Origin of the sequence: Gilliamella sp. CG22, from assembly GCF_046635725.1 — a bacterium.
Lineage (GTDB): Bacteria > Pseudomonadota > Gammaproteobacteria > Enterobacterales > Orbaceae > Gilliamella > Gilliamella apicola_I.
The window spans coordinates 297,938-322,509 of sequence record NZ_JBIDFK010000001.1 but is presented as its reverse complement, the minus strand read 5'-3'; the positions used below and the strand labels follow the sequence as shown (position 1 = coordinate 322,509).

The following is a 24,572-nucleotide window of genomic DNA, read 5'->3' as shown; positions in this document are numbered from 1 at the left end:
TCTTTTATTGAGTGATTTGAGTCTTTATTTAATTTAATTCTGAGATGGTTATTATGGATAATTTACGTATTGTTCTGATTGTTATTGCATCCTTGGTCATTATTGCATTATTGATACATGGATTATGGATTAATAAAAAGGAACGTTCTTCTCTGTTTAATTCAGATAAAAAAAGGAATATTAACCCTATTGCTCAACAGCAAACAGACATTTATATGGATGAAATAGAAGAAGATGATGTAATACTGATTAACCCCAAAAATAAAAAAACAACAACACCGCATGTTGAAATTGTTGAGATCATTGAAAAAGAAGCACCTCCTCAACAAGAGGATTTATTTAGTCATCAACCGATAGACGAACCAGAAGAAGATACTATCCCTGAACCAGTGATTAATCTTAATCAGGATCTCTTTGAAAATGAACCATTAGAAGAAAAAGTCGAAACAGAAAGTCAACTTGAAAAAACAGAAGCAATCACAATAAGTGAAGAAATTCATGAAGTTGAACCTGTTAAGCAAAACGAAGTTTTGAACGCTGAATCATCAGCTGACCATCATGAATCTGAAAAAGCAAACATCGACCATGAAGAAGATAAAACAGAAATCATTGTGTTAAATGTAACTGGCATTAATGGTCGATTATTACAAGGTGATGTATTACTTGCCAGTATTATGCAATCAGGTTTTCAATTCGGTGATATGCGAATTTTTCATCGCCATGTCGATCCTGCGGGCAACGGTCCTGTTTTATTTAGTTTAGCAAATATGGTTAATCCAGGCTATTTGGATCCTGAGACCATGCACGAATTTACCACACCTGGCGTTTCAATTTTTATGATTGCACCGACACAAGGAAACAATCAGCAAAATTTTAAACTCATGTTACAAACAGCACAACGTATAGCCGATGATGTTAATGGTGTTGTCTTAGATGATTCCCAACACATGCTAACACCACAAAAAATCGATAGCTACAAAGAACGCATCAAAAAAGCGTGCAACGAAATATAACCCAAATATAATAATAATTTTATCAACACCACCAACATTAGTTGGTGGTAAATGGACGGGAAATAAAAAGATTCTGATCCGATTGTTAACGATATTCACCATGATGAACATATTGATTTAATCAAGTCATTCATACTTGATTGGTGTCTAATAACATTTAAAAATCTTACTTTAAATTAAGAGTATACTAACATGTCACTATCTAATTTACCCGAAAACCTTACCCATGATTCACAACAAAAAGTCATCACTGAAGTTCAATCTTTACGTGATAAGATAAGACATCATGAATATTGTTATTATGTCTTAGATGCGCCTGAAATTCCGGATGCGGAATATGACAAATTGATAAAACAGCTTCAAACTATTGAACAGCAGCATCCCGAATTGATTACTCCTGACTCCCCTACTCAAAGGGTTGGCGGTGCTCCCCTATCTCAATTTGCCTCGATAAAACATGAGATACCAATGTTATCTTTAGATAATGTTTTTGATGAGACAAGTTTTATTGCCTTCAATAAAAGAGTAAAAGATCGCTTACACTTAAAAGAAAATGAACCGGTAGAATATTGTTGTGAATTAAAATTAGATGGATTAGCGGTAAGTTTACTTTATGAAGATGGTCAATTTGTACAAGCTGCAACCCGAGGAGACGGCACAACAGGAGAAGACATTACCGCCAATGTCAAAACCATAAAAACCATTCCACTGGTTTTAAGAGGAGAGCAGATACCAAGACGCTTAGAAGTTCGAGGTGAAGTGTTCATGTCTCACAAGGGCTTTGCCAAACTCAATGCTGAAGCAGAAAAACGAAACGAAAAAGTCTTTGCAAATCCTCGTAATGCAGCCGCTGGCTCTCTGAGACAATTAGACCCTAAAATTACAGCTAAAAGACCTTTATCGTTTTTCTGTTATGGTTTAGGTGTTATTGAAGGTGCCAATCTGCCTAATACGCATTATGACCGTTTAATGCAACTTAAAACTTGGGGATTACCTGTTAGTGATAAAGTTCAAGTGCGAAAAGGTGCGCAAGCTGCTTTAGATTACTTTAAACAAATTGGTGAAGAGCGCATGTCATTGGATTTTGACATAGACGGTGTGGTCATCAAAGTAAACAGTATCGCTTTACAAGAAGAACTCGGCTTTGTTGCCCGTGCTCCTCGTTGGGCAACGGCGTTTAAGTTTCCCGCGCAAGAAGAAATCACCCAATTAAATAAAGTTGACTTTCAAGTCGGTAGAACAGGCGCAATTACACCTGTTGCAAGACTAGAACCGGTATCTGTTGCAGGTGTGATTGTCAGTAATGCAACTTTGCATAACAGTGATGAAATCGCCCGATTAGGTGTCCGTGAAGGTGACTATGTTTCTATACGCCGTGCAGGTGATGTGATTCCTAAAATTGTATCGGTCATATTAGATCGAAGACCAGCCGACACCAAAGCGATTATCTTTCCAACCCACTGCCCGATTTGTGGTTCGCTAATTGTTCGCGATGAAGGGCAAGCGGTATCTCGCTGTGCAGGTGGACTTATTTGTCCAGCACAACGAAAAGAAGCGCTTAAACATTTTGTATCCCGTCGAGCCATGAATGTGGAAGGAATGGGTGATAGACTAATTGAACAGTTAGTGGATAAAGATTATGTTAAAACACCCGCAGATCTTTATAGACTCACGGTACCATTACTATGTTCGTTAGATAAAGTAGGCGATAAATCGGCTAAAAATTTATTAGCAGCACTTGATACATCGAAAAACACAACTTTAAGCCGCTTTATTTTTGCGCTTGGTATACCAAATGTCGGTGAAGTGACGGCTGAAAATTTAGCTAACCAATTTGGTAATTTAACGGCAATTGAAAATGCATCACTTGAACAACTACAATTAGTTAATGATATTGGTGTGGTTATTGCTGAAAGCATCATTGATTTTTTCCAAGAACCCCATAACCGCGACGTAATAGAACAGTTAACCAGTGATGACATTGGTATTCATTGGCAAGACACCAATCCCCAAGCACAAACAATGGCAACCGATTCACCTTTTTCGGGTAAAACGATTGTTTTAACCGGGACTTTATCTGTTTTAACACGTGATGAAGCCAAAGATAAATTAAAACAACTTGGTGCCAAAGTGACGGGAAGCGTATCAAAAAATACTGATCTGGTGATTGCCGGTGAATCTGCCGGTTCAAAATTAGAAAAAGCGCAACAACTTGGCATTAAAGTCATTGATGAACAAGAGATGTTAAGTTTGCTAAATGAATAAGATTGTTTGGACTTGTCCAGTTATAAAGACTATAACTGGCAACTCAACACCAAGGAGAAATTTATGCCATTATTAGATAGTTTTAAAGTAGATCATACTAAAATGAAAGCCCCTTTTGTCCGCGTTGCAAAAACGATGGTAACCCCAAAAGGCGATAATATCACTGTGTTTGATCTTCGTTTTACTATTCCAAATAAAGCACTATTACCCGAAAAAGGGATCCATACTTTAGAACATCTATTTGCAGGGTTTATGCGCGATCATCTAAACAGTGATACTGTTGAAATTATTGATATTTCGCCAATGGGATGTCGCACAGGATTTTACATGAGCTTAATCGGTCAACCTGATGAATCGCTCGTTGTTGATGCTTGGCTCAAATCCATGCATGATGTCCTCAGTGTAACATCACAAAACCAAATACCCGAATTAAACGAATACCAATGTGGCACATACAAGATGCATTCATTGGATGAAGCCAAGGCTATTGCTGAAAATATAATTCACTCAGGTATCGGTATTTGTCATAATCAAGATATCGCATTAACCGACGCTCAACTTGCCACAATGGGTCACTAGGAGTTTTTTATGCCAAATGTTGTCATCGATTTTTTAGAAGGTCGTACTATTGAACAAAAACGAGAAATGGCGAAACGTGTAACGGAAGCGATTGTTCAAACGCTTAATTGTAAGCCTGAAGCAGTACAAATTATTATGCACGAATTATCCAAAGATCAGCTAGCAAATGGCGGTGAGCTAAGAATTGATAAGGAATAATACTTTTTTAATTCTGTTATTAATAGTGATTAATCCAGCTCTATACTCGACATCTATTGCATAACAAAATAGTACGCAAATCTAAAAAAACCTCAAAAAATCATCACTAATTTTTTGAGGTTTAAATATATCAATTATTTTTGCTTTAACTAGTGTTGACCATTTTTCATGCCACATCCTACCAATTATCAATAATGTAAAAATGTGTTTAATGATCGCAGTGATGAAGATGAAGCAAATGTCCCATTTTATTAGCTTTGGTTTCTAAATAGTGTTCGTTATTTGGATTCTCGCCTACTTCCAAAGGAACTCTTTCTGTAACTTGAATTCCAGCTTGTTCTAACACTCTTATCTTTTCAGGATTATTAGTTAGTAAACGAATTTGTGATACACCAAGCAGTGTCAGCATATCAGCACAAAGTTTAAAATCACGCTCATCAGCAGCAAATCCTAACTGCTCATTCGCTTCCACCGTATCAAGCCCTTGGTCTTGCAGGGCATAAGCTCTAATTTTATTTAATAAACCGATATTACGCCCTTCTTGCCGATGATAGATTAAAATGCCTTGACCTTCTTTTGCAATTTGTTTTAAAGCTGCTTCTAATTGAAAACCACAATCACACCGTAAACTAAATAACGCATCACCCGTTAAACACTCCGAATGCACTCTGGTTAAAACAGATGTTGCCTCTGAAATGTCACCAAAAACTAATGCGACGTGATCCTTGCCAGTTGCAATTTCTTCAAAACCTACCATAGTGAAACAACCCCATGGTGTTGGTAGTTTCGCTTCTGCGACATGTTTTAATTGCATTATTATCTCCGTATTAAATGAATAACATAAACGAGAATCTATTAAAAATAAACCACATTTATGATAAAATAGACAGCACAATATGCTTAGTTGAGTTTTTAAATGGGGTTAGTTATAAAAAAAACAATAGCTGCATTGGCTATTTTTTTAGTCGTACCATTGTTTATTATAGTCATAAATTGGCATTGGCTACCAGACACATTGAACGATAAATCAGAATATTTTTTTTGGGTTACTGAAACAGCAAGTTACCCATGGGCAATAATAACATCAATATTTTATTTCATTTTATTTTGTGCTTTGCTAGTCAGCAAAACAGATAAAATGTTAAAAAAGATTGTATTAGTATGGTTGGTTCTCGTGAGTGCTGTCCTCAGCGGACAAGTGATAAAATCTATCATAAAATCACAAACAGCAGAATCAAGACCTTATGTAATATGGATAACAAAAGAACATAATAAAACTGACCAATATTTTTATTCATTAACCAAGCCAGAAAGAGCCGCTTTTATCAAAGAATCATTAATCAATTCATCTACAATACCGAATTGGTTATCCAAACACTGGCAAAATGAAACAGGGTATTCTTTTCCCTCTGGTCATACACTATTTGCAGCAACATTTGCTTTTTTAGCCATTGTGCTACTTAACTTCAGGCGTAATTATATCTTTATATCGTTGATTGTGATATGGACGGTATTAATAGAAATAAGTCGATTATTACTAGGTATGCATACTCCTATAGATTTAATATTATCCGTCATCATTGGTTGGGGTATTGCATTAATCTGCTATTTTTATGCTAAAAAATGGCATATAGTAACGTAATCATTTACCCAGTTTTTGCGTTACTAAATGATTTAATGCCTTTAGATAAATCGGTAACAGGTTGTTTAACCGATAAATGGATAACAATAAAGAATAAAAAGTATTAAAAAGAAGAAAGGTCAACATTATGAAATTAATTTTATCGATTATATTGATTATTGCTATTTTTGCATTGTCTATTGCTTTAGGTGCAGCCAATGATCAAGTGGTGACATTTAATTATTTAGTTGCTAAATCAGAATTACGCTTATCTGTTCTGCTGGCAATTTTATTTGGCAGTGGTTTTCTGGTAGGTTGGTTTGTCACGGGTTACTTCTTTTTAAAATCGAAATTACAACACTCATCAACTAAACGCAAACTAAACAAATTACAAAAAAAGTATGATGAAGATATCGCAATAAATCAAAAAGCAACATTAACAAAAATTAATTAAGAATAGACGATTATGTTTGAACTGTTATTTCTGTTACTTCCTATCGCAGCCGCTTACGGTTGGTATATGGGTGACAGAAATGCAAAACAAAAATACTTAAACCAATCCAACCGGCTATCGCGCGAATATGTTGATGGCTTAAACTTTCTTTTATCAAATCAAAAAGATAAAGCTGTTGATTTGTTTTTAGATATGTTAAAAGAAGATGACAGCACCCTTGAGGCTCATTTAACTTTAGGAAACTTATTCCGTTCACGTGGTGAAGTTGATAGAGCCATACGCATTCATCAATCTTTAATGGAAAGTTCAGCATTGACGTTCGAACAACGCCTATTGGCAATACAGCAACTAGGGCGAGATTATATGGTTGCCGGTTTTTATGATCGTGCCGAAGAAATGTTCTTACAGTTAATTGATGAAGATGATTTTCAACAATATGCATTACAACAATTGATTATCATTTATCAATCAACCAGTGAATGGATCAATGCGATTAATGCAGCCTCTAAATTAGTCAGATTAGGTAACATTAAATACAAGACAGATATTGCACAATTTTATTGCGAGTTAGCCGCTATTGCTATGTCTGCTGATGATATGGAAAAAGCTTATAACCTGTTACAAAAATCAGCTGCCGCTGATGCTAAATGTGCGCGTACCTCGCTCATGCTGGGTCGGGTATTAATGATACAAAACAAGAAAGAACAAGCCATTGAATCATTCAAACAAATTTTAACGCAAGATAAAGCCTTTATCGGTGAGGCATTACCTTTATTAAAAACATGTTATTTAGAATTAAATCAACCCGAACAGTTTAAACAATTTTTACAATTATGCGTTAATCAAGATAGTGGCAATGTTGCTGAATTAATGCTTGCCGATATAGTCGAAAAACAAAGCGGACTTGATGCTGCCCAAAACTACATGTATCGGGAATTACTCAAACACCCTAATTTAAAAGGGTTTTATCGATTGATGAATTACCACGTAGCCGATGCCGAAGAAGGTCGAGCAAAAGAAAGTCTTTCACTTTTACGTAAAATGGTTGGCGAACAGATCAAAACCGTCCCTAATTATCGCTGTATTAAATGCGGGTTTACGGTCAATTCCATTTACTGGCTATGTCCTGCTTGTCGTTCTTGGTCAACCATAAAACCTGTTCGTGATTTTGAACAACATTCAGATAATTAATAAGAGCTTTATATGTATTTAATTGATTCTCACTGCCATTTAGATAGCTTAGATTTTAGCAACAAATCGATTGATGAAGTATTGCAAGACGCAATACGTAACGATGTTAAACACTGCTTAAGTGTAGCAACCACGCTTTCAGGCTATGAATCGATGAGAGATTTTTTAAAACCCTATACTAAACAGTGCTCATTTTCATGCGGTATTCATCCTCTTAATTTAGAAGAAGAAAGCTATGACGCCGATCGCTTTGAAACATTGGCAAGCCAAGATAATGTAATTGCGCTGGGCGAAACTGGGCTTGATTATTACTATCAACAAGATAATCTTGAACAACAACAAGCAAACTTCAAGGAACATATTCGGTTAGGTCGTAAACTCAATAAACCTATCATTGTTCATACACGCAATGCACGCCAAGATACCTTAAGAATCTTAAAAGAAGAGCATGTTTATTCTGGGGTCTTACACTGTTTTACCGAAGATATCGATACGGCCAAACAATTGCTAGATATCGGTTTTTATATCTCTTTTTCGGGCATTATCACCTTCAAAAATGCTGAATCATTACGTGAAGTTGCCAGATATGTCCCCATGGATCGTATTTTAGTTGAAACCGATTCACCTTATTTAGCACCTGTTCCCTATCGAGGGAAAGAAAACCAGCCAGCTTATGTTCGTGAAGTTGCTGACTATTTGGCAGTATTGAAAGGTGTTTCTATAGACGAAATAGCACAACAAACAACGAATAACTTTTGTCAATTATTTAATTTACAAGGGGCGTTACATGAGTAATAAGTTAACTATAGATTGGGATGATTTTTTAACGAATTATTGGCAAAAAAAGCCAGTTATTTTACGTGATGCTTTTAAACACTTTGTTGATCCTATCACGCCTGAAGAACTTGCAGGTTTAGCGATGGAAGAAGAGATTGATAGCCGAATAGTTACCAACAAAAATGGGAAATGGGATGCCCAATTTGGTCCTTTTATCGACTTTAGCCATTTAGGTGAAAACCATTGGAGTTTGCTGGTACAAGCAGTTGACCACTGGCATGAACAAGCAGCCACCTTAGTTGCCCCTTTTAAATGCTTGCCTCAATGGCAATTTGAAGATCTGATGATTTCTTACGCAACAGATAAAGCAGGCGTGGGGCCTCACATTGACAATTATGATGTATTTATCATACAAGGCAAGGGATGCCGACGTTGGCAAGTTGGCGACCGAAACGAACACTACAAACAATTTAGTGCTCACAAAGCATTGCTACATGTTGAAAGTTATCAACCCATCATTGACGAAGAAATTACAGCAGGCGATATTCTGTATATACCGATAGGCTTTCCACATAATGGTGTCTCAATCGGCGAATCGCTAAGTTATTCAGTCGGTTTTAGAACCCAAACGTCTCAAGAACTATTAAGTGGCTTTGCCGATTATGTTATCGACAACCTACCCAATGGCATATTTTATCAAGATCCCAACTTAACATTACCTAAAGATTCCTATCGAATACAATCCTATGAATTAGAAAAATTACAAAACCAGATAATTGAACTGGTTAGAACGCCTAAACTCTTTAACGATTGGTTTGGTAAACACATTACTATTCCAATGCATGAATTAAATATTGTTCCTGTCGAGCCACCATATCAATTTGATGAATTTGTCTCGCTTTTAAAAACTAATAATCTGTGCCGAGTTCCGAGCATACGCATTCTAAAAGTAGGTGATTATGGCTATATTCATGGTGAAAAAATCCATTTGCCGATGCCGGTTATTGATCTTTTATGCCAAGAAGAAGAGCTTTATTATGAACAGCTAGAAGATGAATCGACTTTAAAGGTCATTTTGGATTTAGTCAATAAAGGCTATTGGTATTTTATCGAAGACTAATCAAGATTATCCGCTGGGGGAACACTCAGCGGAAATTAGCTATCAATCATTTAAATTTAAAAACTAAGATTTACTTAATAAATCATCTATACCCTGTCACGATTCTTTACACAAAATAAAATTATCACTAGTTGATGCATCCTTTAATATTTTTATATATAAAGTTACTTACAAGAAATGATTATTTTCTAGCAAATAACCAATTGTAAAGGCTTTTAGCTTGGATTTTTAAAGTTTTTAAGTATATACTTTGCACCGCTTTTAAACGACCTTATTGAATTAGCCTACAACCTATTTTAAAAGCTAAAGTTTAAATAAGTAACTCACTATTCACAATCATTAGAGGTAAATATGAAAACTGCGATAGACCCAATTAAACAAGCTGAAAGTGAAACTGGATCCACCACAGCTTATCAAAAAAGAACGCTTTTTGCCTCTACAGTCGGCTATGCATTAGATGGTTTGGATATGATGATTTTAGGGGTCTGTTTTACCCTAATTCAAGCAACTTTTAATCTAACCAAAACCGATTTAGGAACATTAACTTCAGTAACATTATTAGGTGCTGTACTGGGCGGAATTCTTTTTGGAACCTTAGCAGACAAATATGGTCGTGTTAAAGTCTTTTCATGGACAATTATCATATTTTCTGTATTTACCGGGCTGTGTGCTATTTCACCAAATTATGAAAGCTTTTTAGTTTTCCGTTTTTTAAGTGGTCTTGGACTAGGTGGAGAATTTGGCATTGGCATGACGTTGGTGTCAGAAACATGGCCAAAGCATAAACGTTCAAGAGCGACATCGATTGTTGCGTTAGGATTTCAGTTAGGCATTATACTGGCAACCTTAACGGTAAATTTTGTAGGAGAAGCACACGGTTGGCGTTGGGCTTTTGCTGTCGGAGTACTTCCTGCTTTGTTTGTTGCCTGGACACGTAAAGGATTGAAAGAGCCAGAAATTTGGCAATCATTAAAAGATCAAAACAAAAATAAAATTGCATTAGGTAAACTATTTAAAAATGTCAAAACATCAGCAACCACGGTTGGTTTAACCATTGCTTGTGCCGTACAAAACTTTGGTTTTTATGGCATCATGACTTGGATGCCAACCATGATCGCTACCGAACGTGGTTTATCATTCAAAAATACGCTATTTTGGACGATATCCACCACAATTGGTATGTCATTAGGTATCTTAATTTTTGGTTGGCTATGTGACAAATTTGGACGCCGTCCTTCTTATATTGTCTTTCTATTAGTTTCAGCGTTATCTATCTGGTTTTACTTTCAACAGACCGATATGATCGTTTTGATTTTATTTGGTTCAGTCATTGGCTTTTTCGTCAACGGCATGATGGGGGGTTATGGGGCATTACTGGCCGAACATTATCCGACAGACGCTCGTTCAAGTGCTGAAAACATTATCTTTAATGTTGGACGAGGCATTGCTGGCGTATCACAAGTCTTAATTGCTTATTTAGCGACAGTTTATTCAATAAGCTACGCACTAGCGCTATTATCTGCGGCTTATCTATTATCCGCTGCTGCATTTATGTTTTTAATTCCTGAAACAAAAGGAAAAACGTTAGAATAGTTTTTTATTATTACAGGGCTTATTAGCCCTGTAATAAAACTGCTCAACATAGCAAAATATTATGTTGCACACAAAAGTGAATAGTTCAGTGCAATGACAATTATTTTGTACAATCTGTTGATTTGACGTTAATGGATAACATTTTTTTATTATTCAAGTAATAATCATATCGAATACCATCCATGAATATTTCTTTAAAATGAGCAATACCTTTGTTATCAGAACAATAAAGCTCAAGAATCTCTGTGCGAGATGATTGTTCAAACTCTGGTGAGGTTAATTCTACTTCTTCAATATTTTTTATTTCGTATTTATATATAAACTGATCGTTGTCCTTTAAAACATCCACTAACGTAAAATTCTCATCATAAACAATAGGAAGTTGTTTTTTCATTGAATCAATAACTATACGTTGATTTTTTTCTTTATAGCTCCCACTATCACAACCAAATAGCGCCAAACTCCATACCAATAATGCAGATATTTTTTTTATATTTCATGCTATTACCCATAAGTAAAATTAATATTATTTTGTTTTTTCCATTTTAAATAAAACAATTAATAAAAAAATAAAAAGTCCCTATATAATTTGAATAAGGATTTTAATTTATATGGTTAAAATTTTACAACATAAAATATATTCTTATTTTAATAGTAAGCGTCAATATCAATACACTGTGTTAATTAAACTTTAGGTAATAACCTGATCGTTATCTTCTATCATTAGAAAATCATCATTTAATTAACTAACATAAATACATCATTTTGAGTTGATAATCTTCATTTTTTAAAATGATATTTAGATTCACATCTTTCTCAATAAACAAAATAAAAAAAGGGCTATTAATAGCCCTTTTCACCTTAATCGATACTCTACAATTTACCATCACAATCACTTGGTTTGAGATTAAGTGTTAATGCGTTACTATTATTAATATAGTAAGTATGTGTAGCACCTTCAGGGAAAGCAAGTCTTAATGCTTTCTTCATTAAATCTGTACTACAATAATCGGTGAGTAAATTATTTAATAATGTCTTTTGAGTATTCTCAACTTTTAAATCATCTGGCGTCACACCTTTGACATCATATTTATAATTAATCGTGTTGTTTTCTTTGGATACATCCACCAGCGAAGTATTCTGATCAATATTCATTGGTAATGTTTGTTTAATATTTTTAATCACCGCATCTTGTGCAAGATTATAGTTACCCTCTTTTAACTTATTCAATATATCGTTACTTTCTGCTTTTGCTTGTTCAAAATAATCTTGTGTTTTATCGCTGATATCTGCACCTGTTTGCTGTACTTTCTGTTTAATATCATCAACAGTCGATTTAGAATTATCACAGTTAACTAAAAAAACACCTAATAATGCAAGCGTGATTACTTTAAAAAATTTCATTTTTTTGCCTTTATTCTAAGTTAAGTTTTAACACTATTATGAACAATGCATAATAGAACGTGATTTAAGATGTCTAGCTTAAAAATTTTTTGTAATAAAAGAGCCTGAGCAGCTCTTTTATCACGATATAAACATAAGATTAATTAGTATGCTCACCACCCGTTACACCATAAGTTTCTGCAGTGGTATAACTTGACTCTTCTGAAGCTAAATGTACATAAACCCCTGCAAGTTCAACCGGTTGCCCTGCTCTTTTAAGTGGTGTTTCTTTACCAAATTCAGGAATTGCATCGCTGAGTTGTCCGCCACAAACTTGTAACGGCGTCCAAACCGGACCGGGTGCAACACTATTAGCACGAATACCTTTACTTGCTAATTGCTTAGCTAATGCTTTTGTAAAAGCGATAATTGCCGATTTAGTTGAAGCATAATCTAATAATGTTGGACCTGGTTGGAAGGCTTGAACAGATGAAGTAGTAATAATTGTCGATCCTGGTTTTAAATAACCTAATGCCGCTTTAGTTACCCAAAATAGCGAAAAGACATTAATTTCGAACGTTTTGCGAATTTGCTCTGTAGTCAGATCCATAATATCAGCAACCGCAGTTTGTTTACCTGCAACCAATGTTAGATTATCTAACCCACCAAGTTTATGATGAGCTTCATCCACCATTTTTTTACAAAACGCTTCATCACTTAAATCGCCGGGTATCAATACGGCTTTACGTCCGGCAGCTTCAATAACTTTTGCCACATCTTCAGCATCTTTTTGCTCATCAGGATGATAATTGATCGCTACATCTGCCCCTTCTTTGGCATACGCGATTGCCGCTGCACGACCAATACCCGAATCGCCACCTGTGACCAACATTTTAAGACCTTCTAAACGTTGATGACCTTTATAGCTTTTTTCACCACAGTCAGGAATCGGATTCATCTCACATTGCAAACCGGGCGCTTTCTGTTTTTGTTTTGGAAATTTTTCATGATAATATTTGGTCGTTGGATTACAGGTTTGTTTACTCATAATTTTCTCCTAAGTTAAACACATACATGTTCATAAACGATAAATAACTTAAACAAAATCAATTAACAATGACAAAACCGTACAACTTGAAAAAAGTAGAAACGAATCAATTAACAATATTGATAAATAAGATGAATAGAGATAAAAAACTTAAATATTATTTTTAAAAATCATTAATCTGTGACGAACTGAATTCAAACATAATATTAACTGTGGCTGTCCATAAGTAACGGGGCGAGAATACAATTTATCAATCAACAAGAAGAAAATGCATAGAATTTGATAAACGATCTCAGTTTAACAAATAAACGTTTATTAAGCCAGTACACAACAAATTAATCTCAATTTTGCAAAACTTAATGACCTATGATTGTTTGATTAAAAGGATAAATTATCAATAAACGATCATTTATCTGTCAGACAATCATCCGGATTAAGTTCAACAATAATGATCTCTTCATTATCGATGAAGTAATGATAGTGGGCGCCATTTGGAAACACATTTTTCAGTTCTTTCATTTGTGGCACATTTTGGCAATAATCATCAAGTAAATTACTGCGTAAAGTATCAAGCGTCGACGTTAATAATAGTGCCTGTTTTGGTGTGTTTTTTACGCGGTATTTATAATGGATAATATTATTGTCAGCAAAAACATCAAATAGCGTTGTCAATTCATCAATTTCAATCGGTAACTCGTTTTTAACCGCATTAATTTCTAAATTTTGAGAGGCGAGTAAATCATTATTAGGTTTTGTTGAACTGTCAGCAGAGGAATGATTTGACGCGGGCTTAGCATTATCACAATTAAGTAACACAAAACCAAAACTTATTAACACTATTATCTTTAATATGTTCATACATATTTCGCCTTTTTTTATTTTAAACGTGTATTTTTGATATTAAACAGGATAAATAAGCAGATAAAAACGATTAATGATTAACATTTATACACTAATCTTTGAAAAATGCCAATTAAAAACTCGTGTCATAATCAAATCTTTTTAGACATCAATCTTTATTATTTTAAAACTTCTTGCAATCGCAAAAGCAAGACTCTAAAAAAACCAAAAAAAACAGTTGAATTTTTTTCTAAAACGAGTATTTTGTTAAGAATACTTACTCAAAGAAGCAAAAAAATTTAAATAAAACGTATGAATTTTTCACTTATTATCGTCCTCATCAACATTCTTGTCAGCGTGGTCATTATTCCAGCGCGGGGGCGTTCTTTGAGTTAAAAAAGCTTCATAGTTAACCCAAAACCCCCGCTCCAAAAAGCGGGGGTTTTTTTATGAGCAATGCAAATACCTGAAAAAAGAGCGAGGAATAAATGTTAGGAACACAGTGGATAGTAAAAACCTTAAAAGAAAAAGGCGTTACCACCGTATTTGGGTATCCTGGTGGACAAATTATGCCTCTGTATGATGCCCTTTATGATGGCGGTATTGAACATGTGTTATGTCGTCACGAACAAGGTGCAGCAATGGCTGCTATAGGTTACGCAAGGGCAACAGGCAAAACAGGGGTATGTATTGCCACATCGGGGCCGGGAGCAACCAATATTATCACGGGACTTGCAGATGCGTTGATTGATTCAGTTCCAATCGTTGCAATAACGGGTCAAGTACCTAATAACTTAATCGGTACTGATGCCTTTCAAGAAGTTGACGTATTAGGTTTGTCATTGGCGTGTACTAAACACAGTTATTTAATTGATGATGCGCATGACTTACCCAATATATTCGAGGAGGCATTTACCTTAGCCAACTCAGGCAGACCGGGACCAATATTGATTGACGTTCCGAAAGATATCCAGCTTGCCGACTTAGATTACCAACAATATTTAACCAACCACACTTCTCAAAGTTATCTCAACAAATCAAAATCCTTTGTTATCTCTTCTGATGATATAAAATTAACTAAAGCGATGATTCAAGATGCCAAAAAACCCATGCTTTATATTGGTGGTGGGGTTGGGCTTTCTGGCGCGATATCAGAATTAAGAGAATTTATGGAAATGACTCAAATTCCGAGCGTTTCAACCTTAAAAGGATTAGGGGCTGCTGATATCAATAATCCCTATTATTTAGGATTAATTGGTATGCATGGTTCTAAAGCAGCGAACTTAGCCGTGCAAGAGTGTGATCTATTAATTGCGTTAGGGGTACGATTTGATGACCGTGTTACCGGAAACCTGAATGAATTTGCTCGCCATGCTAAAGTCATTCATATTGATATCGATCAGGCTGAAATTAATAAATTAAAGCAAACGCATTTAGGGTTACAAGGCGATATCAAACAAGTCTTACCTTTAATTCACCAAACCGTATCGATAGAAGATTGGCACAAAAGAATAGACCAATTACGAAAAGCGTATCCAACTCGCTATGATCATCCGGGCAAACCTATCTATGCCCCTGCGTTACTCAAAAGCCTTTCTGAACAAAAAACAGCTACCACAATTGTCACTACCGATGTTGGTCAACATCAAATGTGGACAGCTCAGCATATGCAATTTAACCACCCACAAAACTTTATTACTTCTAGTGGACTTGGCACAATGGGATTTGGTTTACCAGCTGCCATTGGAGCTCAACTAGCAAGACCAAATGATTGTGTGATATGCATTTCTGGCGATGGCTCTTTTATGATGAATGTTCAAGAGCTGACCACAATTAAACGCAAAAAATTACCGATTAAGATTGTATTAATTGATAATCAACGTTTAGGCATGGTTAGACAATGGCAAGAACTCTTTTTCAATCAAAGATACAGCGAAACCAATTTATCAGACAATCCTGATTTTTTAATGCTAGCTAAAGCCTTCGATATCGACGGACAAAGAATTACCCAAAAATCAGAAATTCAACGCGCCATCGATGCGCTATTAAATTCTACAGGTGCCTATTTATTACATGTGTGTATCGATGAGCTTGAAAACGTGTGGCCTCTTGTTCCACCTGGCGCTGCCAATGAAAATATGTTAGATAACAACAGTAAGGAGTAAAGGATGAGTAATAAAGAACAGCATCAATTTACTATCACCGCTTATGATAAATTAGGAACACTTGAGCGTATCTTACGGGTTATACGCCACCGTGGTGGTCACATAAAACAGATGCAAATGCAGACTAAAGATGATCAGATACTATCATTATCTTTAGCATTAACAACAAAACGCCCTATTTCAGCACTACTTAATCAGATCGACAAATTGGTAGACGTGATATCGATTGAAATATAGTTATTTTCAATAATAAATCATGATGAAATAATAAGTTAAATTTATAAAAGTATACACTTTAGCAGTTAAACAAAATCGATAGTATAGTATAATGCTTGACCGTTTATTGTTGAAAGCACCGAGCTATATCTATGCTAAACAAAAGTAAAATTTAAGAGGAAATAAAAATGAGTTCTACAGCAAAATCGGATTATATTTGGTTCAATGGTGAAATGGTTCCATGGGCAGATGCTAAAATTCATGTCATGTCTCATGCTTTACATTATGGTACTTCAGTTTTTGAAGGAGTTCGTTGTTATAAAACTCATCAAGGCCCTGCTATTTTCCGTCATAAAGAACACGCACAACGATTGCTAAATTCAGCCAAAATATACCGTTTTCCTGTTCCTTACACGATTGAAGAAATCATGGAAGCAACGCGTCAAACTATCAAGAAAAATAACTTAGAAAGTGCCTATATTCGTCCTCTTGTATTTATTGGTGATGTCGGTATGGGCGTTAATCCCCCTGCTGGTTATCAAACTGATGTCATGATTGCCGCTTTCCCTTGGGGTGCCTATTTAGGTGAAGATGCATTAGATCAAGGAATTGATGCGATGGTTTCTTCATGGAATCGTGTCGCATCCAATACCATTCCGGCAGCAGCAAAAGCTGGGGGCAACTACTTATCATCATTATTAATTGGCTCAGAAGCTCGTGCTAATGGTTTCCAAGAAGGGATTGCCTTAGATGTACATGGTCATCTTTCAGAAGGTGCGGGTGAAAATCTATTTATCATTAAAGACGGTGTACTATTCACCCCTGTATTATCTTGCTCTGCACTTCCTGGTATCACTCGTGATGCCGTATTAACGCTTGCTCGTGATTTGGGTATCGAAGTCCGTGAACAAATTTTATCGCGCGAATCACTCTATTTAGCTGACGAAGTCTTTATGACCGGTACCGCTGCCGAAATTACACCTGTACGAAGCGTTGACCGCATTCAAGTGGGTATTGGACGTTGTGGCCCAATCACTAAACAGATCCAACAAACATTCTTCGGGTTATTTAACGGTAAAACAGAAGATAAATATGGTTGGTTAGATATTATTAAATAATATCTCAAAAAATCCGCTAACTAATACGGCGGATAAATACTTTTTGTAATGCGATGCACATCAAAACATGATGGACTCATCAAAATGATAAACCGATTAAATCGGTCGCAAGTATAATAAGAACTTGGGAGCAACAAATGCCTAGATATCGATCAGCTACCTCCGTTGAAGGCAGAAACATGGCAGGAGCGCGCGCTTTATGGCGTGCTACTGGCGTAAAAAATGAAGATTTTGGTAAACCTATTATCGCCGTCGTAAACTCATTTACTCAGTTTGTACCGGGACACGTCCATCTTAAAGACATAGGACAACTAGTGGCTAAACAAATTGAAGCATCAGGTGGTATTGCTAAAGAGTTTAATACCATTGCAGTAGATGACGGTATTGCAATGGGGCATGGTGGTATGCTTTATTCGTTACCTTCACGTGAACTTATTGCCGATTCTGTAGAATACATGGTCAATGCGCACTGTGCTGATGCGATGATCTGCATCTCCAACTGTGACAAAATCACCCCCGGTATGTTAATGGCATCACTCCGTTTAAATATCCCAACGGTTTTTGTGTCTGGTGGCCCTATGGAAGCCGGGAAAACCAAGCTTTCAGATCAAATCATCAAACTTGATCTTGTTGATGCCATGATTCAAAGCGCCAATCCCAATGTCAGTGACGCAGACAGTAAAGCGATTGAAGAATCAGCTTGTCCGACGTGTGGCTCATGTTCAGGCATGTTTACAGCGAATTCAATGAACTGCTTAACCGAAGCTTTAGGGCTTTCGTTACCCGGTAATGGATCCCTCATTGCCACTCACAAGCAACGTGAACAACTCTTTTTAAAAGCGGCCAAACGCATAGTTGAAATTACCAAACGTTATTACGAACATGATGATGAATCTTATCTACCAAGAGCCATCGCCACCAAAGCAGCCTATGAAAATGCCATGTCACTCGATATTGCGATGGGAGGCTCGACCAATACCGTTTTACACTTGCTTGCAACAGCGCAAGAAGGCGAAATTGATTTTACGATGTCAGATATCGATCGACTATCTCGTCAAGTACCGCATCTGTGTAAAGTTGCGCCAAGTACAGCAAAATACCACATGGAAGATGTACACAGAGCAGGCGGTGTGGTATCCATCATGTCAGAACTTGACAAAGCAGGACTACTAAATCGCAATGTTCACAATGTGCTTGGATTATCATTACAAGAAACCTTTGCACAATATGACATTACGCAAACCCAAGATGAAGAAGTAAAAAAAATGTATCGTAGTGGGCCGGCTGGCATTCGTACAACGAAAGCATTTTCACAAGATTGTTATTGGGACACACTGGATGACGATCGGAAAAATGGTTGTATTCGTGACAAAGCGCATGCTTATAGCCAAGACGGCGGACTTGCCACACTCTATGGTAATGTTGCCCAAGATGGTGCTATCGTAAAAACAGCCAGTGTTGCTGCTGAAAATCTTGTTTTTAGAGGGCCTGCAAAAGTATTTGAAAGCCAAGAAGATGCAGTTGATGCTATTTTAGGTGGAAAAATAGTTGAAGGCGATGTCGTTGTGATCATCTATGAAGGTCCAAAAGGTGGACCTGGAATGCAAGAAATGCTCTACCCTACTAGCTATTTAAAATCAATGGGACTTGGTAAAGCTTGTGCACTCATTACTGACGGTAGATTTTCAGGCGGATCATCAGGCTTATCCATTGGACATATTTCACCAGAAGCGGCTAACGGTGGCGTAATTGGTCTGGTACGTAATGGCGATATTATCGATATTGACATTCCTAATCGAAAATTAGTTTTAGATGTGCCTGAAGATGAACTAGAACGTCGTCGGGTGGCAGAGCTCACTCGTGGCGACAAAGCATTTACCCCTCATAATCGTGACCGCTATGTGTCGTTTGCCTTAAAAGCTTACGCAAGTTTAGCGACCAGTGCTGATAAAGGTGCTGTCCGCGATAAAAGTAAACTAGGTGGCTAAAAGTGAAACAACAAACAATACTGACTGGTGCTGATTATTTAAAAGCAACGCTTTGCAGTGCCGTATACGATGTGGCGCAAGTCACACCGCTGGAAAAAATGGATAAACTATCTGCCAGACTAAACAATCAGATATTTGTCAAACGTGAAGATCGTCAGCTAGTGCACAGTTTTAAAATTCGAGGTGCACAAGCGATGATCGCCAGTCTTTCCCCAGAAGAGCGACAATGTGGCGTTATTGCTGCTTCAGCTGGAAACCACGCACAAGGTGTGGCATTTTCAGCGAGCAAATTAGGTATAAAATCGCTCATTGTTATGCCGTTAACGACAGCGGACATCAAAGTAGAAGCAGTAAAAGGATTCGGTGGTGAAGTTTTACTTTATGGTGCGAATTTTGACGAAGCCAAAGCCAAAGCCTTAGAATTAGCCAAAGAACAACGACGCATTTTTATTCCCCCTTTTGATCACCCACTGGTGATTGCCGGACAAGGCAGTATTGCCATGGAACTGTTGCAACAAAATGCCAAACTCGATCGCATATTTGTCCCCGTTGGCGGTGGTGGGCTTGCAGCAGGTGTTGCAGTCTTAATTAAACAAATAATGCCATCGATTAAAGTCATTGCAGTTGAACCTGAAGATGCTGCCTGTTTAAAAGCCGCCTTAGATGCTGGTCACCCAGTTGATTTAAATCGAGTAGGTTTATTTGCTGAAGGGGTTGCCGTTAAACGAATCGGCGATGAAACATTCAGACTTTGCCAACAATATATCGATGATATTATTACTGTTGATAGCGATGAAATTTGTGCAGCTGTCAAAGATTTATTTGATGATGTTCGTGCCATTGCAGAACCATCGGGTGCGGTCGCACTGGCGGGACTGAAAAAATACGTTGAAAAACACAATATTCAAGGTGAAAACCTTGCTCATATCTTATCGGGAGCTAATTTAAACTTCCATAATTTACGTTATGTGTCAGAACGCTGTGAATTAGGTGAAAAACGAGAAGTCTTAATCGCCGTGACGATTCCGGAGAAAAAAGGCAGTTTCCTAAAATTTTGTCAAATCTTGGGGGGGCGTTCAGTCACCGAATTTAATTATCGCTATCATGATGAAGAATCGGCATGCATTTTTGTGGGTGTTAAAATCACTAAAAATAGTGAAAAAGATGACATCATGCAACAACTCACTTCAGCCGGTTATCCCGTGGTTGATCTGACTGATGATGAAATGGCTAAATTGCATGTTCGCTATATGATTGGTGGCAAGCCTTGTCAGCCAATTCAAGAACAAGTTTACAGCTTTGAATTCCCAGAATCGCAAGGGGCATTACTCAAATTCTTACAAACACTTGGTACTAACTGGAATATCTCAATGTTCCATTACCGAAGTCATGGGACTGATTATGGTCGCGTTCTTGCCGCATTTGAAATTGATCAAACCAATAGCCATGATTTTGGTAAACACTTAACCAAATTAGGTTATGGTTTCCATAACGAAACCGAAAATCCATCGTTAAAACTCTTTTTAACCAATTCGCATTAAATAAAGGAAGACTATTCACTTTTACGGGCGTTAATTAAAGTGGATAGTCTCTAAATCCTAACCAAATAGTTTAAACTTTTAAAAAAATAGATAGATTAACCATGATTAAATTAGCAACAATTGGAACCAATTGGATCACTGAAAAATTCATTGATGCGGCATTACAAACTAAACAATATCAATTAACCGCTATCTATTCCCGTGATATCAATAAAGCCAATGAACTGGCAAAAAAATACCAAGTTAATACGGTATTTGATAAGCTCACTGAGCTCGCTCAATATGCCAATGTCGACGTTGTTTACATTGCCAGCCCAAACTCACTCCATTTTGAACAAGCCAAATTGATGTTGGAAAATAATAAAGACGTAATATGTGAAAAACCATTAACCTCGAATTTGATGGAAACTCAAACATTAATTAACATTGCCAAACAACATAAAAAACTCATTTTTGAGGCTCTTAAAACCGTTTATTTGCCCAATTATCAATTAATTCGGGATTATCTTCCAAAGTTAGGAAGAATTCGCAAAGCACTACTTAACTACTGTCAATATTCCAGCCGTTACGAAAGTTATTTAAATGGCAATAATCCCAACACGTTTAATCCCACCTTTTCAAATGGTTCTATAATGGATATTGGAGTTTACCCACTCAATTTTGGACTAGGATTATGGGGATATCCCAATAAAATAAATGCCAGTGCGACAAAACTTGCGTCAGTTGTCGATGCGCATGGCAGTGTCTTACTTAATTATGACGATTTTGAGGTCATCATTTGGCATTCAAAAGTCAGTAACTCTTATCTTCCTAGTGAAATTCAAGGCGAAAATGGATCGCTTATTATTGAAAATCTTGCCACTTGTGAGCGCATTATTTATCAACCAAGAATTGGTGAAAAAAAAGAAATCACCCTTACACAACACAATAATGATATGTATGACGAAGCGAAAGAATTCGCTAAGCTATATCAACAACGCAACGTAGATCATAACGGTTTAGCCTATTCGATACTATCATCAACAATCTTGACTGAAATCAGAAAGCAAACTGGTGTGGTGTTTCCTGCCGATCAACATTAAAGATCTTTAGAATATACAAAATGAAATAATAAGTTGCCAAACCTTTATAGCAGAACGCTAACTAATATTAGCGTTCTGGGTGATATATCCGTTGACTGAGTATAAAACAACTATCCGACCAAACACGCTTATTTAATATGTGCAATATAACCCTTAATAATCTCGACACTATTTTTAAATAACTGCTTTTCATTATCTGAAAAATCTAACTCAATAATTTTTTTGATACCATGCTGATCTAAAATCGCAGGTACACCTATTGCCACATCTTGATAACCATACTCCCCATGTAAAATACAACTTAATGCTAACGCACGATGGCTGTTAGTAAAAATATGCTGACAAATTTCAGTAATCGTACTGGCGATACCATATTCGGTACAATGCTTAAATTTAGCTATTTCAAAACCTTTATTCTTCGCTTTGCTGCCAATATCATTAAAATCGATTCTATTTTTTTCGAGATGATTAAGGTTAATGCCATAAACCGATGAATGCGACCAAACGGGAAATTGTGAATCGCCATGCTCGCCAACAATAAACGCATCGATACTTTGTGGACCAATATCCATTTGTTCCCCCAATAAACGACGCAATCTTACTGTATCAAGCCAAACCCCAGTACCAATTATCCGATGACGAGGTAAACCTGATAATTGCCAAACTTGGTAAGTAATCGCATCACAAGGGTTAGTCGCCACTAAAAAAATCCCTTTAAAACCATTTTTCATCATATCGGGCACAATCGTTGCAACAATTTTTGACGTACCAGCTAGCTCCTCCGCTCGGCTTTTTTGCGCTAATCCCGAAGTAACCGTAATAATCGCAATATCAATATCAGCACAATCATTGGCATCACGTAAACTGACTTTAATCATGTTTTGCCGATAAGCAGCCGCATCTAATAAATCCTGAGCATGACCATAAGCCCGATCTTTATTTACATCAACCAGTACAATTTCTTCACAAATACCACGATTAACCAAGGTATAAGCCGTCGTGGAACCCACATTCCCTACTCCAATAATCATGACTTTACGTAGTTTCATAATAAACTCCAATTATTTGAAAAATGAAATAAAATCAATAGAAATACAGATACGAAAGGGTTTGTTATCACAGCGTTAGTATTGCATATTCTTGTGTAAACGGGGAATAGTTTTCTTATGTTAATGGTGTTAGTGTTGAAGCTGTTTTATTGTATTAGAACACTAAATCTAGTTTGGCGGTATTATCTGCCGATTCGGTTTTTTTCAGTATATATATAGCGATGTCGGATCCGGTAATTAATAAAATAAATTTTTCTGATATATCAAGGTATTTCAATTATGACCGGATTTTTATATTTACAAAAAAATCCAGTAATTTATGATATTAATTAGAATAAATCCGATAATTTATAAAAAAATAAATCTAATTTTTTTATAAAAAAGTTTTTTTAGGTGCTAATTTTTTTATACTTTCTATATTTTTCAATTGTTCAATATTTTTTAAATATAAATGGTGAGTTTGATGATCTAAATATATATCACCTATAGAGCAATCAACACTCCATGCAAATAAAAAATATCCGGCAACGGCTTTCCTTACAGTACATTTTAACTCTCCTCTAATCATTTTATATTCATATTCAATTATATTCTTATGAAGTAGTTTTGGATGAGGAATAATTATTAAATCAATGAATTCATTCCATTCAGTATCTTTATCTTGAGTTTCTATTGGTTCAATTTGATATTCTGGTAAACATTCTGACTCTATAATTCTAGAGGTTGAAAAAGTTATAAAATTTTCTCGCACTCTATCATAAGCCCTTATATAAGTTCTTAATCCGTCATCCATAATAGAATGTGGGATTATTTTTCTTATTGTTTCTCTACCTTGATTTAATGATAAATATTTTATTTGTACCACCAGTTTATTCATTATTGCAGTTGTTATTGGAGCTAGTGCTTTTTGTTCAGGTAAACTTAATCGTTTAAATCGATAAGTAATAAAGCTACTTTGGTTTGGATATGTTTCTTGCTTTAACCAGAATAAAGCTTCCTCATCGGTTAAGTTATAGAGTTGTTGAAATGTTTCTTTAATCCTATTTTTTTTTGTTTTACTATCAAAAAAACAATTTTTATTATTACTTAAGTCGCTATACGATTTTATGTCACGAGTGGCAGTGGCTTCTTTAACGTTAAACTTAGACATAATATCAGATCTAGATATTTCACCTTTATATAACAAAGAAAATTCAATGTATCGTAATCTATCTCTTATGTTATCCGACAATAATTCAATATTATTCATTTTATTTTTTAGCGCCAATATTAATTTAATGCATACTATATATTGTGTTTTATTCATTGTAAAGATCTTTATGACTCCAAAA

The 24,572-nt window shown here is 36.0% G+C and carries 23 protein-coding genes; 16 read left to right on the top strand and 7 right to left on the bottom strand.

What is annotated here, in order from left to right:
* Positions 1-53: 53 nt before the first annotated feature.
* The 4 genes from zipA (at position 54) to ACGH46_RS01440 (ending at position 4,055) form a co-directional block, all read left to right on the top strand.
* Entirely contained in the window at positions 54-1,013 is a 960-nt protein-coding gene (gene zipA, locus ACGH46_RS01455) for a cell division protein ZipA (protein WP_411603644.1), read from the top strand.
* 192 nt (positions 1,014-1,205) lie between these two features.
* Entirely contained in the window at positions 1,206-3,278 is a 2,073-nt protein-coding gene (ligA, locus tag ACGH46_RS01450) for an NAD-dependent DNA ligase LigA (protein ID WP_267351062.1), read from the top strand.
* A 63-nt stretch (positions 3,279-3,341) separates the two neighbouring features.
* Positions 3,342-3,857, top strand: coding sequence for an S-ribosylhomocysteine lyase (gene luxS, locus ACGH46_RS01445; RefSeq protein ID WP_267379371.1), 516 nt, complete (start codon positions 3,342-3,344; stop codon positions 3,855-3,857).
* Between the two features lie 9 nt (positions 3,858-3,866).
* On the top strand, positions 3,867-4,055 hold the full coding sequence (locus tag ACGH46_RS01440; protein WP_267351059.1) for a 2-hydroxymuconate tautomerase: 189 nt from the start codon (positions 3,867-3,869) through the stop codon (positions 4,053-4,055).
* 208 nt (positions 4,056-4,263) lie between these two features.
* Here ACGH46_RS01440 and ribA read toward each other — a convergent pair whose 3' ends face one another.
* Entirely contained in the window at positions 4,264-4,869 is a 606-nt protein-coding gene (gene ribA / locus ACGH46_RS01435; protein WP_411603642.1) for a GTP cyclohydrolase II, read from the bottom strand.
* Between the two features lie 102 nt (positions 4,870-4,971).
* On the opposite strand from ribA, the gene ACGH46_RS01430 reads away from it, so the two are divergent.
* The 6 genes from ACGH46_RS01430 (at position 4,972) to ACGH46_RS01405 (ending at position 10,811) form a co-directional block, all read left to right on the top strand.
* Positions 4,972-5,697 (top strand): phosphatase PAP2 family protein, encoded by a 726-nt coding sequence (locus ACGH46_RS01430; RefSeq protein WP_267379366.1) that lies wholly within the window; start codon positions 4,972-4,974, stop codon positions 5,695-5,697.
* A gap of 127 nt (positions 5,698-5,824) precedes the next feature.
* Positions 5,825-6,130 (top strand): LapA family protein, encoded by a 306-nt coding sequence (locus ACGH46_RS01425; protein WP_267351055.1) that lies wholly within the window; start codon positions 5,825-5,827, stop codon positions 6,128-6,130.
* Between the two features lie 12 nt (positions 6,131-6,142).
* Complete coding sequence (gene lapB, locus ACGH46_RS01420; RefSeq protein WP_267379363.1) at positions 6,143-7,321, top strand: lipopolysaccharide assembly protein LapB; 1,179 nt, start codon at positions 6,143-6,145, stop codon at positions 7,319-7,321.
* A gap of 12 nt (positions 7,322-7,333) precedes the next feature.
* Positions 7,334-8,116, top strand: a complete 783-nt coding sequence (locus tag ACGH46_RS01415) for a YchF/TatD family DNA exonuclease (protein ID WP_411603638.1) — start codon at positions 7,334-7,336, stop codon at positions 8,114-8,116.
* Positions 8,109-9,218, top strand: coding sequence for a cupin domain-containing protein (locus ACGH46_RS01410; RefSeq protein ID WP_267351050.1), 1,110 nt, complete (start codon positions 8,109-8,111; stop codon positions 9,216-9,218). The genes ACGH46_RS01415 and ACGH46_RS01410 overlap by 8 nt, the downstream gene beginning before the upstream one ends.
* 351 nt (positions 9,219-9,569) lie before the next feature.
* Positions 9,570-10,811, top strand: coding sequence for an MFS transporter (locus ACGH46_RS01405; protein ID WP_411590703.1), 1,242 nt, complete (start codon positions 9,570-9,572; stop codon positions 10,809-10,811).
* A 100-nt stretch (positions 10,812-10,911) separates the two neighbouring features.
* On the opposite strand, the gene ACGH46_RS01400 is transcribed toward ACGH46_RS01405, so the two are convergent.
* From ACGH46_RS01400 to ACGH46_RS01385, 4 genes are all read right to left on the bottom strand, one after another.
* The gene (locus ACGH46_RS01400; RefSeq protein ID WP_411603635.1) at positions 10,912-11,271 is read right to left on the bottom strand and encodes a hypothetical protein; all 360 of its coding nucleotides are present in this window, start codon (positions 11,269-11,271) and stop codon (positions 10,912-10,914) included.
* 413 nt (positions 11,272-11,684) lie between these two features.
* Positions 11,685-12,215, bottom strand: a complete 531-nt coding sequence (locus tag ACGH46_RS01395; protein WP_411603632.1) for a hypothetical protein — start codon at positions 12,213-12,215, stop codon at positions 11,685-11,687.
* A gap of 139 nt (positions 12,216-12,354) precedes the next feature.
* Positions 12,355-13,242 (bottom strand): SDR family oxidoreductase, encoded by an 888-nt coding sequence (locus tag ACGH46_RS01390; RefSeq protein WP_267351044.1) that lies wholly within the window; start codon positions 13,240-13,242, stop codon positions 12,355-12,357.
* Positions 13,243-13,647: 405 nt separating this feature from the next.
* On the bottom strand, positions 13,648-14,100 hold the full coding sequence (locus ACGH46_RS01385; protein WP_411603629.1) for a hypothetical protein: 453 nt from the start codon (positions 14,098-14,100) through the stop codon (positions 13,648-13,650).
* Between the two features lie 470 nt (positions 14,101-14,570).
* Here ACGH46_RS01385 and ilvG point away from each other — a divergent pair, with 470 nt between their 5' ends.
* The 6 genes from ilvG to ACGH46_RS01355 all read left to right on the top strand — a co-directional run bounded on the left by ilvG (position 14,571) and on the right by ACGH46_RS01355 (position 22,192).
* Entirely contained in the window at positions 14,571-16,247 is a 1,677-nt protein-coding gene (ilvG, locus tag ACGH46_RS01380; protein WP_411603626.1) for an acetolactate synthase 2 catalytic subunit, read from the top strand.
* A gap of 3 nt (positions 16,248-16,250) precedes the next feature.
* Positions 16,251-16,484, top strand: coding sequence for an acetolactate synthase 2 small subunit (ilvM, locus tag ACGH46_RS01375; RefSeq protein ID WP_267351038.1), 234 nt, complete (start codon positions 16,251-16,253; stop codon positions 16,482-16,484).
* Positions 16,485-16,651: 167 nt separating this feature from the next.
* Complete coding sequence (locus ACGH46_RS01370) at positions 16,652-17,581, top strand: branched-chain amino acid transaminase (protein ID WP_267351037.1); 930 nt, start codon at positions 16,652-16,654, stop codon at positions 17,579-17,581.
* A gap of 137 nt (positions 17,582-17,718) precedes the next feature.
* A complete protein-coding gene (ilvD, locus tag ACGH46_RS01365; protein ID WP_411603622.1) occupies positions 17,719-19,569 on the top strand; it encodes a dihydroxy-acid dehydratase in 1,851 nt (616 codons plus the stop codon).
* 2 nt (positions 19,570-19,571) lie between these two features.
* Complete coding sequence (ilvA, locus tag ACGH46_RS01360; protein WP_411603620.1) at positions 19,572-21,110, top strand: threonine ammonia-lyase, biosynthetic; 1,539 nt, start codon at positions 19,572-19,574, stop codon at positions 21,108-21,110.
* Between the two features lie 101 nt (positions 21,111-21,211).
* Positions 21,212-22,192, top strand: coding sequence for a Gfo/Idh/MocA family protein (locus tag ACGH46_RS01355; protein WP_411603617.1), 981 nt, complete (start codon positions 21,212-21,214; stop codon positions 22,190-22,192).
* Between the two features lie 128 nt (positions 22,193-22,320).
* Here the strand turns inward: ACGH46_RS01355 and ACGH46_RS01350 are convergent, their stop codons facing one another.
* Positions 22,321-23,241, bottom strand: a complete 921-nt coding sequence (locus ACGH46_RS01350; protein WP_220215396.1) for an L-lactate dehydrogenase — start codon at positions 23,239-23,241, stop codon at positions 22,321-22,323.
* Positions 23,242-23,614: 373 nt separating this feature from the next.
* Positions 23,615-24,547, bottom strand: coding sequence for a WYL domain-containing protein (locus ACGH46_RS01345; RefSeq protein ID WP_411603614.1), 933 nt, complete (start codon positions 24,545-24,547; stop codon positions 23,615-23,617).
* Positions 24,548-24,572 lie beyond the last annotated feature (25 nt).

Bases quoted from the DNA above. Each gene is read 5' to 3' on its own strand.
- ACGH46_RS01405 (WP_411590703.1), top strand. From the start codon at position 9,570: ATGAAAACTGCGATAGACCCAATTAAACAAGCTGAAAGTGAAACTGGA.
- ligA (WP_267351062.1), top strand. From the start codon at position 1,206: ATGTCACTATCTAATTTACCCGAAAACCTTACCCATGATTCACAACAA.
- ACGH46_RS01415 (WP_411603638.1), top strand. From the start codon at position 7,334: ATGTATTTAATTGATTCTCACTGCCATTTAGATAGCTTAGATTTTAGC.
- ACGH46_RS01350 (WP_220215396.1), bottom strand. From the start codon at position 23,241: ATGAAACTACGTAAAGTCATGATTATTGGAGTAGGGAATGTGGGTTCC.
- zipA (WP_411603644.1), top strand. From the start codon at position 54: ATGGATAATTTACGTATTGTTCTGATTGTTATTGCATCCTTGGTCATT.
- ACGH46_RS01390 (WP_267351044.1), bottom strand. From the start codon at position 13,242: ATGAGTAAACAAACCTGTAATCCAACGACCAAATATTATCATGAAAAA.
- ACGH46_RS01395 (WP_411603632.1), bottom strand. From the start codon at position 12,215: ATGAAATTTTTTAAAGTAATCACGCTTGCATTATTAGGTGTTTTTTTA.
- lapB (WP_267379363.1), top strand. From the start codon at position 6,143: ATGTTTGAACTGTTATTTCTGTTACTTCCTATCGCAGCCGCTTACGGT.
- ilvG (WP_411603626.1), top strand. From the start codon at position 14,571: ATGTTAGGAACACAGTGGATAGTAAAAACCTTAAAAGAAAAAGGCGTT.
- ribA (WP_411603642.1), bottom strand. From the start codon at position 4,869: ATGCAATTAAAACATGTCGCAGAAGCGAAACTACCAACACCATGGGGT.
- ACGH46_RS01410 (WP_267351050.1), top strand. From the start codon at position 8,109: ATGAGTAATAAGTTAACTATAGATTGGGATGATTTTTTAACGAATTAT.
- ACGH46_RS01385 (WP_411603629.1), bottom strand. From the start codon at position 14,100: ATGAACATATTAAAGATAATAGTGTTAATAAGTTTTGGTTTTGTGTTA.
- ACGH46_RS01370 (WP_267351037.1), top strand. From the start codon at position 16,652: ATGAGTTCTACAGCAAAATCGGATTATATTTGGTTCAATGGTGAAATG.
- ACGH46_RS01345 (WP_411603614.1), bottom strand. From the start codon at position 24,547: ATGAATAAAACACAATATATAGTATGCATTAAATTAATATTGGCGCTA.
- luxS (WP_267379371.1), top strand. From the start codon at position 3,342: ATGCCATTATTAGATAGTTTTAAAGTAGATCATACTAAAATGAAAGCC.
- ACGH46_RS01425 (WP_267351055.1), top strand. From the start codon at position 5,825: ATGAAATTAATTTTATCGATTATATTGATTATTGCTATTTTTGCATTG.
- ACGH46_RS01430 (WP_267379366.1), top strand. From the start codon at position 4,972: ATGGGGTTAGTTATAAAAAAAACAATAGCTGCATTGGCTATTTTTTTA.
- ACGH46_RS01440 (WP_267351059.1), top strand. From the start codon at position 3,867: ATGCCAAATGTTGTCATCGATTTTTTAGAAGGTCGTACTATTGAACAA.
- ilvD (WP_411603622.1), top strand. From the start codon at position 17,719: ATGCCTAGATATCGATCAGCTACCTCCGTTGAAGGCAGAAACATGGCA.
- ilvM (WP_267351038.1), top strand. From the start codon at position 16,251: ATGAGTAATAAAGAACAGCATCAATTTACTATCACCGCTTATGATAAA.
- ACGH46_RS01355 (WP_411603617.1), top strand. From the start codon at position 21,212: ATGATTAAATTAGCAACAATTGGAACCAATTGGATCACTGAAAAATTC.